This window comes from Arthrobacter ipis (assembly GCF_014694315.1).
GTDB classification, from domain to species: Bacteria; Actinomycetota; Actinomycetes; order Actinomycetales; family Micrococcaceae; genus Arthrobacter; species Arthrobacter ipis.
In genome coordinates, this window is the sequence record NZ_JAAOXD010000001.1 from 293,954 (window position 1) to 306,227 (window position 12,274).

Annotated in this window: 13 protein-coding genes; 10 read left to right on the forward strand and 3 right to left on the reverse strand. The window is 67.5% G+C overall.

The window, feature by feature from the left end; all coding sequences use genetic code 11:
- Nucleotides 1-101: 101 nt before the first annotated feature.
- The gene (locus G9E11_RS01280) at nt 102-617 is read right to left on the reverse strand and encodes a DUF3515 family protein (RefSeq protein ID WP_190602254.1); all 516 of its coding nucleotides are present in this window, start codon (nt 615-617) and stop codon (nt 102-104) included.
- Nucleotides 618-742: 125 nt separating this feature from the next.
- On the opposite strand from G9E11_RS01280, the gene thiL reads away from it, so the two are divergent.
- From thiL to rsmD, 4 genes are read left to right on the forward strand one after another with little or no spacing between them, the layout of a single operon-like run.
- A complete protein-coding gene (gene thiL / locus G9E11_RS01285; RefSeq protein ID WP_190602256.1) occupies nt 743-1,768 on the forward strand; it encodes a thiamine-phosphate kinase in 1,026 nt (341 codons plus the stop codon).
- A gap of 22 nt (nt 1,769-1,790) precedes the next feature.
- Nucleotides 1,791-2,810, forward strand: a complete 1,020-nt coding sequence (locus tag G9E11_RS01290; protein ID WP_190602258.1) for a DAK2 domain-containing protein — start codon at nt 1,791-1,793, stop codon at nt 2,808-2,810.
- The gene (locus G9E11_RS01295) at nt 2,807-5,026 is read left to right on the forward strand and encodes an ATP-dependent DNA helicase RecG (RefSeq protein ID WP_190602261.1); all 2,220 of its coding nucleotides are present in this window, start codon (nt 2,807-2,809) and stop codon (nt 5,024-5,026) included. The genes G9E11_RS01290 and G9E11_RS01295 overlap by 4 nt, the downstream gene beginning before the upstream one ends.
- A gap of 57 nt (nt 5,027-5,083) precedes the next feature.
- Nucleotides 5,084-5,689: a 16S rRNA (guanine(966)-N(2))-methyltransferase RsmD gene (gene rsmD / locus G9E11_RS01300; protein WP_190602263.1), complete on the forward strand. Its 606-nt coding sequence runs from the start codon at nt 5,084-5,086 to the stop codon at nt 5,687-5,689.
- A 55-nt stretch (nt 5,690-5,744) separates the two neighbouring features.
- Here the strand turns inward: rsmD and G9E11_RS01305 are convergent, their stop codons facing one another.
- Nucleotides 5,745-6,530: a spermidine synthase gene (locus G9E11_RS01305; RefSeq protein WP_190602265.1), complete on the reverse strand. Its 786-nt coding sequence runs from the start codon at nt 6,528-6,530 to the stop codon at nt 5,745-5,747.
- Nucleotides 6,531-6,532: 2 nt separating this feature from the next.
- Nucleotides 6,533-7,741, reverse strand: a complete 1,209-nt coding sequence (locus G9E11_RS01310) for an aminotransferase class I/II-fold pyridoxal phosphate-dependent enzyme (protein WP_190602267.1) — start codon at nt 7,739-7,741, stop codon at nt 6,533-6,535.
- 104 nt (nt 7,742-7,845) lie between these two features.
- On the opposite strand from G9E11_RS01310, the gene coaD reads away from it, so the two are divergent.
- The 6 genes from coaD to G9E11_RS20895 form a co-directional block, all read left to right on the forward strand.
- Entirely contained in the window at nt 7,846-8,325 is a 480-nt protein-coding gene (gene coaD / locus G9E11_RS01315; protein WP_102972153.1) for a pantetheine-phosphate adenylyltransferase, read from the forward strand.
- Between the two features lie 168 nt (nt 8,326-8,493).
- On the forward strand, nt 8,494-9,018 hold the full coding sequence (locus tag G9E11_RS01320) for a YceD family protein (RefSeq protein ID WP_190602269.1): 525 nt from the start codon (nt 8,494-8,496) through the stop codon (nt 9,016-9,018).
- A 36-nt stretch (nt 9,019-9,054) separates the two neighbouring features.
- On the forward strand, nt 9,055-9,258 hold the full coding sequence (gene rpmF / locus G9E11_RS01325) for a 50S ribosomal protein L32 (protein WP_009356569.1): 204 nt from the start codon (nt 9,055-9,057) through the stop codon (nt 9,256-9,258).
- A 21-nt stretch (nt 9,259-9,279) separates the two neighbouring features.
- Complete coding sequence (gene rnc / locus G9E11_RS01330; protein ID WP_190602271.1) at nt 9,280-10,035, forward strand: ribonuclease III; 756 nt, start codon at nt 9,280-9,282, stop codon at nt 10,033-10,035.
- 6 nt (nt 10,036-10,041) lie between these two features.
- On the forward strand, nt 10,042-11,013 hold the full coding sequence (gene mutM, locus G9E11_RS01335; RefSeq protein WP_190602273.1) for a bifunctional DNA-formamidopyrimidine glycosylase/DNA-(apurinic or apyrimidinic site) lyase: 972 nt from the start codon (nt 10,042-10,044) through the stop codon (nt 11,011-11,013).
- Nucleotides 11,014-11,134: 121 nt separating this feature from the next.
- Nucleotides 11,135-12,274: chromosome segregation SMC family protein (locus G9E11_RS20895; RefSeq protein WP_246468632.1), on the forward strand; the 1,140-nt coding region annotated here is incomplete at its 3' end.

Sequence of the window (12,274 nt, forward strand, 5' to 3'; positions counted from 1 at the left end):
CGCTTCGGCCAGGGAACCCTGCCGGCGTGGGCCCAGCGGCACCCTGACCTCGCTCCGCTTCGGCCAGGGAACCCTGCCGGCGTGGGCCCAGCGGGATCTCCCTACTTGCTGGTGGGCAGGTCCTGGAGATCCTCCTGGCCCACGCAGTTGCGGCTGGCCTTGATCTTCGCAGCTGCGGCGGACAGGTCAGCCAGGACGGTGGCCGAGCTGATCTTGTCGGGATCCATCAGGATTTCCGTGGCGGGTTCCCGGCCGTAGGTGGTCAGCGTCCAGACGGGGCTGCCCTCCTTGATGACCCAGTCGACGTCGTTGACGCTGACGCAGCGGTCCGTGGTGGGCCCGGGGACGTTGACGCCGCACCGCAGGACCACCTGCGACGGGTCGCCCCAGGCGGCGGTGGCCTGGCTGTTCGTCTTCCGCAGGCGGGCGTCGCCGATCGCATCCGGAAGCGCCACCATCATCGGGGCGCAGGCCGGATTGGCTGCGTCGGCGGCGGGGGCAACGTCGACGGCGGGTGAACAGCCGCCCAGCACCAGTCCAGTTAACGCGGCGGCCACTGCCACTGTCAGCCTGCGGACGGGTTTCTGGGCAGCTTTCTGGGCAGGCGGGTAATGCATCCTTCAAGCCTATCGTTCCGCGCGGAGCCGGACTGACCGCCGAGTGGCGCCCCGCACTACGTGCCGGCAGGGGCCGGAAACCCGACCAGCCAAAGAATGTCGCCTTGTGGCGGTAGCGTAGTGGCGTGCCCCAATCACCATTGACTGTCGCCCAGCTGTCCGAAGCGGAGCTTCTGGCACGGATCTTCCCGCGCCTGGAACTCAGTGCCCTGCACAGTGCCGCCGTGGTCCTTGGACCGGGCGATGACGCCGCCATCATTGCTGTTCCGGACGGCAAGACGGTCATCAGCATCGACACCCAGGTCCAGGACCAGGATTTCAGGCTTGAGTGGAACAACGGCTACCGGACCACTGGGTATGACGTCGGGTGGAAGGCCGCAGCACAGAACCTCAGCGACATCAACGCCATGGGTGCCTCGGCGACGTCCATGGTGGTGAGCCTGACCCTGCCGCCTGGCACGCCGGTCGGATGGGTCGAGGATCTGGCGGACGGCCTCACGGCCGCCATCAGCAAGCTGGGCGCGGGCGCCTGCTCTGTCGCGGGCGGCGACCTTGGCCGCGGTCGCGAACTGTCCGTCACCGTTGCAGTCCTCGGCACGCTCGACGGCGGCCAGCCCGTACTCCGATCCGGCGCCCAAGCAGGCGACACCGTGGCCATCGCCGGGCGGGCAGGCTGGGCTGCCGCCGGGCTGGCACTGCTGGAGTCCGCCCATCATGTGGGTTCACTTTCACCGGAGCTGCTGTCATTGCTTGAGCTCCAGTGCCGGCCGGAGCCGCCCCTGGATGCCGGGCCGCTGGCGCGCATGTCCGGAGCCACAGCGATGATGGACATTTCCGACGGCCTGGTGCGGGACGGAACCAGGATGGCGGTGGCCAGCCACGCTGTGCTGGAGTTGGATCCCGGGCACCTCGGCCAGCTCGCCGAGCCCCTCCGCCCCGCGGCCGCCCTCCTGGGCGCCGACCCCCGCGCATGGGTACTCGGCGGCGGGGAAGACCACGGGCTCCTGGCCACTTTCCCGGCGGGCGTGCAGGTGCCGCCCGGCTTTACTGGGATAGGCTCAGTACAGGCCTGCGGCGCTGACAAGGCGCCCGGCGTGACGATTGCGGGACGGCCCGCTGGCTCCGTGGGATGGGATCACTTTGCAGACTAAGGTTGCCGCGAACGCGCAAGCGATGAAGCGGTGGTTGGGCAAGGCCGAAACCGCACTGGGCAACCACAGCGACCGCCTGAACGCCATCAATATCTTCCCGGTAGCGGACGGCGACACCGGTACCAACCTCTACCTCACGGTCCGTGCCGCACACCGGGCACTGCAGGATGCCATCCCCGCAGACGCCGGCCCGATGCAGGTGCCGGAGCAGGCCGGGCACCTGGCAAAGCTCAATGACGTGGGCGCCGTCCTTTCGCATGCCGGCCAGGCGGCAATGGAGCAGGCCAAAGGGAACTCCGGCACACTGTTCTCCGTATTCCTGTGCGCAGCAGCTGAACCACTGGCCGGGCACGCCAGGCTCACCTCGTCGCTGCTCGCCGCAGCGCTCAACCGCGCGCAGATCAGGGCCTGGTCCGCGCTGAGCGACCCCGTGCCGGGCACCATGCTGTCCGTCATGGAGGCGGCGGGCCGGGCCGCGGCCGCCGTGGACGCCGGGCAGAACGGCAACGACAGCAACCGCGCCCTGGGGCTGGTCCTGGATGCGGCCGTGGAGGCCGCCCTCGAGGCCGTGGTTCGCACGGAGGGGCAGCTCGATGCTTTGCAGGCCGCGCACGTGGTGGATGCCGGCGGCGTGGGTATGCTGCTGATCCTCGACTGCCTCCGTTCGGCGGTGCTCGGCGAGGAGCTCCGCAGCGAACTGCTGGACGGCCTGCACGGGTACGATCTCCAGGACCCCCACATCCACACCGGCATGCCGGATGACGACGGCGTGGAGGTCATGTGCACCATCACCCTGTCCCCGCTGGACGCCGCCACGCTCCGGCAGCGCCTTGATGAGCTCGGGGACTCCGTGATCATGAGCCAGGTCGGGCCTTCCGCTGACGCTGAGGGCCGGTACCGGTGGCGGGTCCACGTGCACGTCCCGGACCCGGCCCCCGCTCTTGGGGTAATCAGGTCGCTGGGTGATCCGGCGGATGTGTCCGTCAGCGAGCTGGCCCTGCCCCGGGATCCGTCGGGAGAAGTGGGCGCCGAAGGACGATGAACGTCGAACTGGAACTTGGCCTGGAGCGCCGGGTGGGCAAGCGCTCCGCGGCCGCGATCGAGAAGCACCTGGGCATCACCACCGTCGGCGGCCTGCTCAACCACTTCCCGCGCCGCTACCTCAACCGCGGTGAACTGACGCGCATCAGCGAACTTCCGTTCGATGAGGAAGCGACCCTGATCGCCCGCGTCGTCTCCAACAGCACCCGGCAGATGCGCGCCCGGAAAGGCTCCATCACCGACGTCGTCGTTACCGATGACGCCGGTACGGGCACACTGAAAATCAGTTTCTTCAACGGCCGTCTCGCCAGGGCCGAGCTGCATCCCGGCCGGCGGGCCATGTTCTCCGGGAAGGTGACGCGCTACCAAGGTTCACTGGGGCTGACCAACCCGAACTACCAGCTGCTGGACAAGGACCCGGAGGTCCCGGACATGGACCCTGAAAAGCTCGCGGCCATGCCCATCCCGATCTACCCGGCCACCGCAGGCCTCACCAGCTGGTCCATCGAGAAAGTCGTGAAAGCCCTGCTGGAAACCGCGGACCTGGACGCTTTGCCGGACCCGGTTCCGGCGGCCATAGCCGGACGGGAAAAATTCCTTCCGGTGCCGGAGGCCTACCGGCTCATCCACGCCCCGGAGACCGCACAGGACTGGCGCAAGGCCAGGGACCGGTTCCGCTACCAGGAAGCCCTGGTCCTCCAGTCGGCCCTCGCCCGGCGCCGGGCCCAGCTCGCTTCCGAGGAGGCCACCGCCCGGCGTCCCATGCCGGAGGGGCTGCTCGCAGCCTTCGACCGCCAGCTGCCGTTCACCCTGACGGCGGGCCAGTCCGCCGTCGGCAAGACCCTCTCGGAGGAACTGTCGCAGGACTGGCCCATGAACAGGCTGCTGCAGGGCGAGGTCGGCTCGGGCAAAACCATTGTGGCGCTGCGGGCCATGCTCCAGGTGGTGGACGCCGGGGGGCAGGCAGCGCTGCTGGCGCCCACAGAAGTTTTGGCGGCACAGCACTTCGATTCCATCCGGCGGACACTTGGCGAGCTGTCCCGCGACGGGCTCCTGGGCGGGCTGGGCGACCACACGGTGCAGGTCAGCCTGCTGACCGGCTCCATGCCCACGGCCGCTCGCAAGCAGGCGCTGCTCGACGCCGCCTCCGGCACTGCCGGGATCGTCATCGGCACCCACGCGCTGTTGAGCGACAACGTCTCCTTCTTTGACCTGGGCCTCATCGTGGTGGATGAGCAGCACCGCTTCGGCGTGGAACAGCGTGATGCCCTGCGCGCCAAGGCCAGCAAGCCGCCGCACCTGCTGGTCATGACCGCCACCCCGATCCCCAGGACCGTGGCCATGACGGTGTTCGGCGACCTGGAAACGTCCGTGCTTGATGAACTGCCCGCGGGCCGGGCACCCATCACCACGCACGTCGTCGGCCTCGCCGAAAACCCCGCCTGGGCGGGCCGCATCTGGTCCAGGTCACGCGAAGAGATCGAGTCGGGCCACCAGGTCTACGTCGTGTGCCCCAAGATCGGCGCGGACGACGACGGCGACTTCACTCCCGGTGAGGCGGAACCCGACCCCGGGGAACTGGAGGGGGACGTAGCCGCACGCGAACTGGCCTCCGTGACCGCCGTCGTCGAACACCTCAGGGAGGAACCGGCCCTGGCCGGGGTTGCACTGGCGCCGCTCCACGGGCGCCAGGACCCGGTGCTGAAGTCAGAGACCATGGCCTCCTTCACGGCCAACAAGACCAAGCTGCTGGTATCCACCACCGTCATCGAGGTGGGCGTGGATGTGCATAATGCCACCCTGATGGTCATCCTGGACGCGGACCGCTTCGGCATCTCCCAGCTTCACCAGCTCCGCGGGCGCGTTGGCCGGGGAGGGCTGCCAGGCACGTGCCTGCTCGTGACCACCCTCGAACCGGGGCACCCGAGCCGGCGTCGGCTGGACGCCGTAGCGGCCACCACCGACGGGTTCGAGCTTTCCCAGGAGGACCTGAAGCTGCGCCGCGAGGGCGACATCCTCGGCGCCTCGCAGTCCGGTGGCCGGTCCACGCTGAAGTTGCTCCGTGTCCTGGAGCACGAGGACATCATTGCCCGGGCCCGGCAGGACGCCCAGAAGATTGTGGGCGCAGACCCTGCGCTGGCCGCCTATGCGGCACTTGCCGAGGCCATTGATGAGTACCTGAATCCCGAGAAGGAGGCGTTCCTTGAACGCGGCTAGCACGATCCCCCTGCCACCCGCACTGCCGCAGGCAGGGGACAACGCGGGAGACGGCGCATGAGCAGGATCGTTGCCGGTGCCGCGGGCGGAACCCCGCTGGCCAACGTGCCAGGTTCAATGACGCGTCCCACCACGGACCGGGTCAAGGAGGCGCTGTTTTCCCGGCTGGATGCGTTCAACGTGCTCGGCGGCGCCCGCGTCCTGGACTTGTACGCCGGATCCGGGGCGCTGGGGGTGGAGAGCGCCAGCAGGGGAGCGGAAACAGTCGATCTCGTGGAATTCGACGCGAAGGCCAGCGCCGTGTGCCAGCGGAACGCCGACCTCATCAACGGCGTCCTGGGCCGCAAGGCCGTTACGGTGCACCGGTCCAAGGTGGAGTCCTTCCTCGAACGGACGGCCGGGGACACCACATGGGACGTCGCCTTCCTGGACCCGCCTTACCCCCTCGATGAGCCGGCGCTGGCGTCTGTCCTGGAAAAGCTTGCCCCGCACCTCAGCGATGGGGCGGTGGTGGTGGTGGAACGGTCGTCGCGCTCTACCGAACCGGGGTGGCCGGGAGGCCTGGAGCGCTTTGCCGAGAAAAAATACGGCGAGACACGGCTGTGGTACGCCGAACCGTCCAGCGGCCAGGATGTTGACCTTGCGCTGGAGGCCGAGGACTGAGCTGATCGGTCGGGCAGCTGGCTGGTCTGACAGCTGCCTGGTTTGGGAGGCGACGCTAGTCTGACAACCCGTCCAGTTCCACGCCAGCCAGGACTTTGGCCGGATGGGGGCCGCGGGCCGTGAGGGCGGCGGTCCACTCGGGCGGCCACGGCTTGCGCGTGCCGGCAAGGATGATGTTCCCGGGATACTTTCCCGTGAACATGCCCGCCTCGGCGCAGGCTGCGACGTCCGTCATGGCCCTCCGCAGCGCAGCCACCTGGCTCCGGACGAGCGTCAGGCCCGGCTCGTCGCCCACATTCACAATCAGCACGCCCCGCTCCGAGAGGAGCGCCGCGGCCTCCTGGTAGAACCCGGTGCAGGCGATGTGCTCCGGTGCCTCCGGCCCCGAGAAGATGTCCAGGATGACGACGTCGAAACGCAGGTCCGGGGGCAGCTCGGCCAAAGCGGCACGCGCGTCGCCGATGACTGTGTGAAGGTCGGTTCCGTCCGGCAGCGGCAGCCGCTCCAGCACGAAGTCCAGCAGCTCCCGCTCGAGCTCCACGGCGTACTGCACGGAGCCGGGACGCGTCGCCTGGATATACCGTGCCAGGGTCAGGGCCCCGGCCCCCAGGTGTAGAGCACGGATGGGTGCACCCCACGGAGCGGCGAGGTCCACGATGTGCCCGATGCGGCGCAGGTATTCGTAGAAGATGTCCTCGGGGTCGGCCAGGTCCACGTGTGACTGCTCGGCGCGGCCGATGCTGAGCACGAAACCGCCGTCAGTATAGGTATCCGGTTCGATGACGGCGTGCTGGCCGGTGGCGCGCAGGAAGCGCGATGCCCGGGCGCCGCCGTCGGGCATGCTCAGAGCCTGTCCCGGAGGGTCGCCAGCCGCGTGGCAGCCTCCTCGAGGACTTCGTCGCGCTTGCAGAACGCGAACCGCAGCAGGCTGCGCGTCCGCTCGGCGCCCTCCGGGTGGCAGAACACGGGCACCGGAATGGCGGCCACTCCCACCAGCGCGGGCAGGCGGCGGGCCAGGTCCACCGAGTCCCGGATGCCCAGCGGCGAGGTGTCCACGTTGACGAAGTAGGTGCCGTCCGGGGTGAACACCTCCAGTCCGGCCGCGCGCAGCCCCTCACTCAGGATGTCGCGCTTTTTTCGCAGCGTGGCGGAGATGCCCTTGTAGAACTCGTCGGGCAGTGCCAGGCCGGTGGCGATGGCACTCTGGAACGGGGTGCCGGAACTGTACGTGAGGAACTGCTTCACTGTCCGGACCGCCGCTACGAGGTGCTCGGGGCCGCTCAGCCACCCGACCTTCCAGCCCGTAAACGAGAACGTCTTGCCGGCCGAGGAAATGGTGACCGTCCTGTCGGCGGCTCCCGGCAACGTGGCCACCGGAATGTGGCTGACCCCAAACGTGAGGTGCTCATAAACCTCGTCCGTGATGATGATCGCGTCATGCTTCCGGGCAAGGTCGACGACGCGCTGAAGCACCTCGCGCGGGAAGACCGCACCGGTCGGGTTGTGTGGGTTGTTCAGCAACACGACTTTGGTGCGGTCAGTAAACGCCGCCTCAAGGGCTGCGGCATCCGGCAGGAAATCGGGGGCCAGCAGCGGAGCGGTGACATGCGTGGCGCCGGAGAGCCCGATGATCGCGCCGTAGGAGTCGTAGAACGGCTCGAAGGTCAGGACCTCATCGCCGGGGCCGACGAAAGCCAGCAGTGACGCGGCGATTGCCTCGGTGGCGCCGGTGGTGACAATAATTTCAGTGTCCGGGTCCGGCTCCAGCCCGTAGAACCGCCTCTGGTGTGCGGACACGGCCTTCCGGAGCTGGGGGATCCCCTTGCCCGGTGCGTACTGGTTGGAGCCTTCGGCGATCGCCGCCTGGGCGGCCGCCTTGATCTCTGCGGGGCCGTCCTCATCGGGGAATCCCTGACCCAGGTTGATGGCGCCGGTCTGCATGGCCAGCGTGGTCATCTCCTCGAAGATCGTCACGCCCAAAGCGCCGTCACTCGCCAGCAGGTTTGCCCCGGTGGCCGCACGCTGCCAGGGCGCCGGAAGTGTTTCTGTCATTGGGTTCCTGCCTGTCTGTTCAGCACTCTTTTCAGCCGCGGGCGCGTTGGCGGCCGGCGCCCCAGTCATGGTATCCCGGCCCGCGGATACGGTAGGTTCGGAGCATGAGACGCGCCGTATGCCCAGGCTCCTTCGACCCCATCCACAATGGACACCTCGAGGTCATCGCCAGAGCCGCGAGCCTGTTTGATGAAGTGATCGTCGCCGTGTCCACCAACTATGCCAAGAAGTACCGGTTTCCGCTGGAAGAACGGATTGAGATGGCCAGAGAGACCCTGGCCTCCCTGCGCGGCATCGTCGTGGAACCCGTCGGGGAGGGACTCCTGGCGGAGTACTGCCGGCAGCGCGGCGTGTCCGCCATCGTGAAGGGGCTGCGGTCGTCGTCGGACTTTGACTACGAACTTCCCATGGCGACCATGAACCGCCAGCTGAGCGGAGTGGAGACGGTGTTCCTTCCTGCGGAAGCGCACTACCTTCACCTGTCATCCACCCTGATCAAGGAAGTGGCCACCCTGGGCGGCAGCGTCTCCGAATACGTCCCCAGGTCCGTACTGAAACGGCTTCTCGCTGGCGGCGCGCCTTAGGCCGCCCAGCCCTGAAGGGGGTAGGCTTGTCCGGTACGTTTCCGGTGCACGCCGGCCGCGTGCCGCGGCGTGGCATCCGGTTTGAGTCCGTCAGGGAGTTCAGGCTAAGATGGTACGTCGGTCATATGTTCAACAGGAGTTCTCATTAAGCGAGATGCAAGTTCGCCCTTGATGTTCGATGTCAAGGACCTCGGACGCAGTCCGGGGAGCATGCGTACACTGACGGAACATGTATCCGCGCCGGGGGATCTCGGCGTGGCGCTCATTGGCGTTCAGGAAGGCTCGGATATCGAGCTTGACCTGAGGCTTGAGGCCGTACACGAAGGAATTCTGGTATCAGGAACCGCCCTCGCCGAGGTAAAAGGCGAGTGCGGCCGATGCCTGGATCCCCTTGCGTATGACCTTGAGGTCAATGTGCAAGAACTTTTCTTCTACGAAGGCGTCCTGCCTTCGGACGAGGAAGACGATGAAGAGCAACGTCGAGTCGAGCACGATCTGATCGATCTTGAGCCGGTGTTGCGGGACGCAGTCGTGACCGCGCTGCCGTTCCAGCCGGTGTGCCGGGAAGACTGCCAGGGTCTGTGCTCCGAATGCGGGGCGCGCCTGGAAGACGATCCGGGGCACCACCACGAGGTCGTAGATCCTCGCTGGGCTGCCCTGGCTGATCTGGCTAAGCCTGACCGGCAAAATTGATTTGTAAGTGTTTTTCTAGAGAGAAATGAGTTAGCCGTGGCTGTTCCCAAGCGGAAAATGTCTCGCTCGAATACCCGCGCCCGTCGTTCCCAGTGGAAGGCAACTGCCCCCCACCTGGTGAAGACCGTCGAGAACGGCCAGGTCACCTACAGCCTGCCGCACCAGGCGAAGGTCGTCACCGACTCGGCTGGCACTGCGCTGTTCCTTGAGTACAAGGGCCGCAAGGTCGCGGACGTCTAATCGGCCTACAAGTCGATCAGGATGTCTTCAACTGAAGAGCTTCTGAAGCGTCTCGGTGTCTTCATTGACGCCGGGACGCTTCGTCTTGCTCTGACACACCGTTCTTACGCCTACGAAAACGGCGGCATACCCACCAACGAGCGCCTTGAGTTCCTGGGCGACTCCATCCTGGGCTTCTCCGTCACCGATGCGCTGTACCGCGACAACCCGACGCTCCCCGAGGGCGATCTGGCAAAGCGCAGGTCGGCCGTGGTGAGCACGCGCGCCCTCGCGGGCATCGGCCGCAGCCTGGGCATCGGGGACTACATTTACCTTGGCCAGGGGGAGAAGCTCACCGAAGGCAAGAACAAGGCCTCGATTCTGGCCGACACCATGGAAGCGCTCATCGGCGCCACCTACGTGTCCAACGACATCGAGACCGCCCGCCAGCTGGTGATGCGCCTCATCGGACCGCTCCTGAAGGACGCCGCCGCCCTCGGCGCCGGCACGGACTGGAAAACCAGCATCCAGGAGCTGGCCGCGGGACGTCAGCTGGGCAGCATCTACTACGCCGTTGAGGGCTCCGGTCCGGATCACGCGCGCACCTTCGTCGCGCAACTTCAGATCGGCGGAACCGCCTACGGAAAGGGCTCCGGCCACTCTAAGAAGGAAGCCGAGCAGGAAGCTGCCGCGGACGCCTGGCGGAAGCTGTCGGGCGCGGAGTCCAAGGTCTCCGCCGCGGAGCCTGCGCCGGCAGACGCAGCGGCGGCTCCCTCGGATTCCGCCGCGGGCAGCTAAGCGCCGGTGCCTGAACTTCCCGAAGTCGAGGTAGTCCGGCGCGGCCTGGTCAACTGGGTCCGCGGCCGGACCATCACCGGCGTCGACGTTGTGGACCCGAGATCCGTGCGCCGGCACACGCTGGGGCCCGAGGATTTCGCCGGGAACCTTGAGGGAGCCATCGTCCTCGATGTCGCCCGCCGGGGCAAGTTCCTCTGGATGCCGCTGCAGGAGGATGGCGTGTCCCGCGGCAGTACCGGCAGCGGCGATTCCGGGGTCCCCGGCGTCGCGCTCATGGCCCACCTCGGCATGAGCGGCCAACTCCTGATGCAGGACAGCTCCGTTCCGGACGAGAAACACCTGAAGGTCCGGCTGCGGCTGAGTCCGGAGGGAGCCATGCCGGAGCAGTTGCGGTTCGTGGACCAGCGGATCTTCGGCGGCCTGTTCGTCACCACTCTTGTTCCTACGGACGACGGCGGACCGGGCGGGATCGCGGAGGACCCAGTGCCGGTCATCGCGGAGGAAGCCTCGCACATCGCGCGTGACCCCTTGGACCCGCATTTTTCCTTCGACACCTTCTACCGCCGCCTCCGGAAGCGGAAGACCGGACTGAAACGCGCGCTGCTGGACCAGGGGCTCGTGTCCGGGATCGGCAACATCTACGCTGACGAGGCCCTGTGGCGGGCAAAGCTGCACTTTGCGCGGCCCACCGACACTCTCCGCCGGTCCGAAGCCGAACGCCTCCTCGCCTCTGCCCGCGACGTGATGGCCGATGCCCTGGCTGCCGGCGGCACCAGCTTCGATTCCCTGTACGTCAACGTCAATGGCGCGTCCGGTTATTTTGAGCGGTCCCTCAATGCCTACGGCAGGGAAGGGGAGGAATGCAGGCGCTGTGCTGCCGCGGGGATCGTCAGCATCATGAGGCGCGAGCAGTTCATGAACCGTTCCTCCTACACGTGCCCTGTGTGCCAGCCGCGCCCGCGCAACGGCCGCTGGTGAGCATTGACACCTTGGTTGCTAAGGCCAAAAGCGCCGCAAATCCGGGGTTCCCGGCCCGTTAGCCACTAGATTTGGTGAAGGACCAGCACCCGCTGCCGCCACCTATGGAGATCTGAAAACTTTGCACCTCAAAAGTCTGACCGTCCGGGGCTTCAAGTCGTTTGCGTCGGCCACGACGTTCGACTTTGAGCCTGGCGTTACGGCAGTCGTCGGGCCCAACGGCTCGGGCAAGTCCAACGTCGTGGACGCCCTGGCCTGGGTCATGGGGGAGCAGGGCGCCAAAACCCTCCGCGGCGGCAAGATGGAGGACGTCATCTTTGCCGGCACGTCCGGCCGCCCGCCCCTGGGCCGCGCGCACGTCTCGCTCACCATCGACAACGCCGACGGCGCCCTGCCGATCGAGTACAGCGAAGTCACCATCTCGCGCACCCTCTTCCGCACCGGCGGTTCCGAGTACGCCATCAACGGCTCGGCGTGCAGGCTCCTGGACATCCAGGAACTGCTCTCCGACTCCGGGCTCGGCCGCGAAATGCACGTCATCGTGGGGCAGGGGCAGCTGGACCGCGTCCTGCACGCCACTCCCGAGGACCGCAGGGGCTTCATCGAAGAAGCCGCCGGCATCCTCAAACACCGGCGGCGCAAGGAAAAGACCGTACGCAAGCTGGAGGCGATGCAGGCCAACCTCCAGCGGCTCAGCGACCTGACCGGGGAAATCCGCCGGCAGCTGACACCGCTCGGTAAGCAGGCAGCGGTGGCGCGGCGCGCGCAGACTGTCCAGTTCGAGGTCCGTGATGCCCGTGCCAGGCTGCTGGCAGATGACCTGGTCCAGCTCCAGAACACCCTTGCACAGGACATCGCCGACGAGTCCGCGCTCAAGGCGCGGCGCGCCGTCGTCGAAACCCAACTTGAGGACGGCCGCCGGCGGCAGGCCTCCCTGGAGCAGCTTGCGGCGGAGGCGACCCCGCAGCTGAACGCCGCCCGGGACACCTGGTACCAGCTGTCCGCAGGACGGGAGCGGCTGCGCTCCCTCGCATCTTTGGCCCAGGAACGCTGCCGCCTGCTGGGATCCGCGGATCCAGCGCCGGAGCCTGGCCGGGACCCGGACCAGCTGGAGCGGCAGGCCGCCCGCGTCCGCGGCGAGCAGGCGGAGCTGGAGCAGGACATCCTCGCGGGGCGCGCCGCGCTGGAGGCCGCCACAGCCGCCAAGTCTGCCGCCGAGGATGCCGCCGCGGCCGAGGAGAAGCGGCTCACCGCCGCGCTG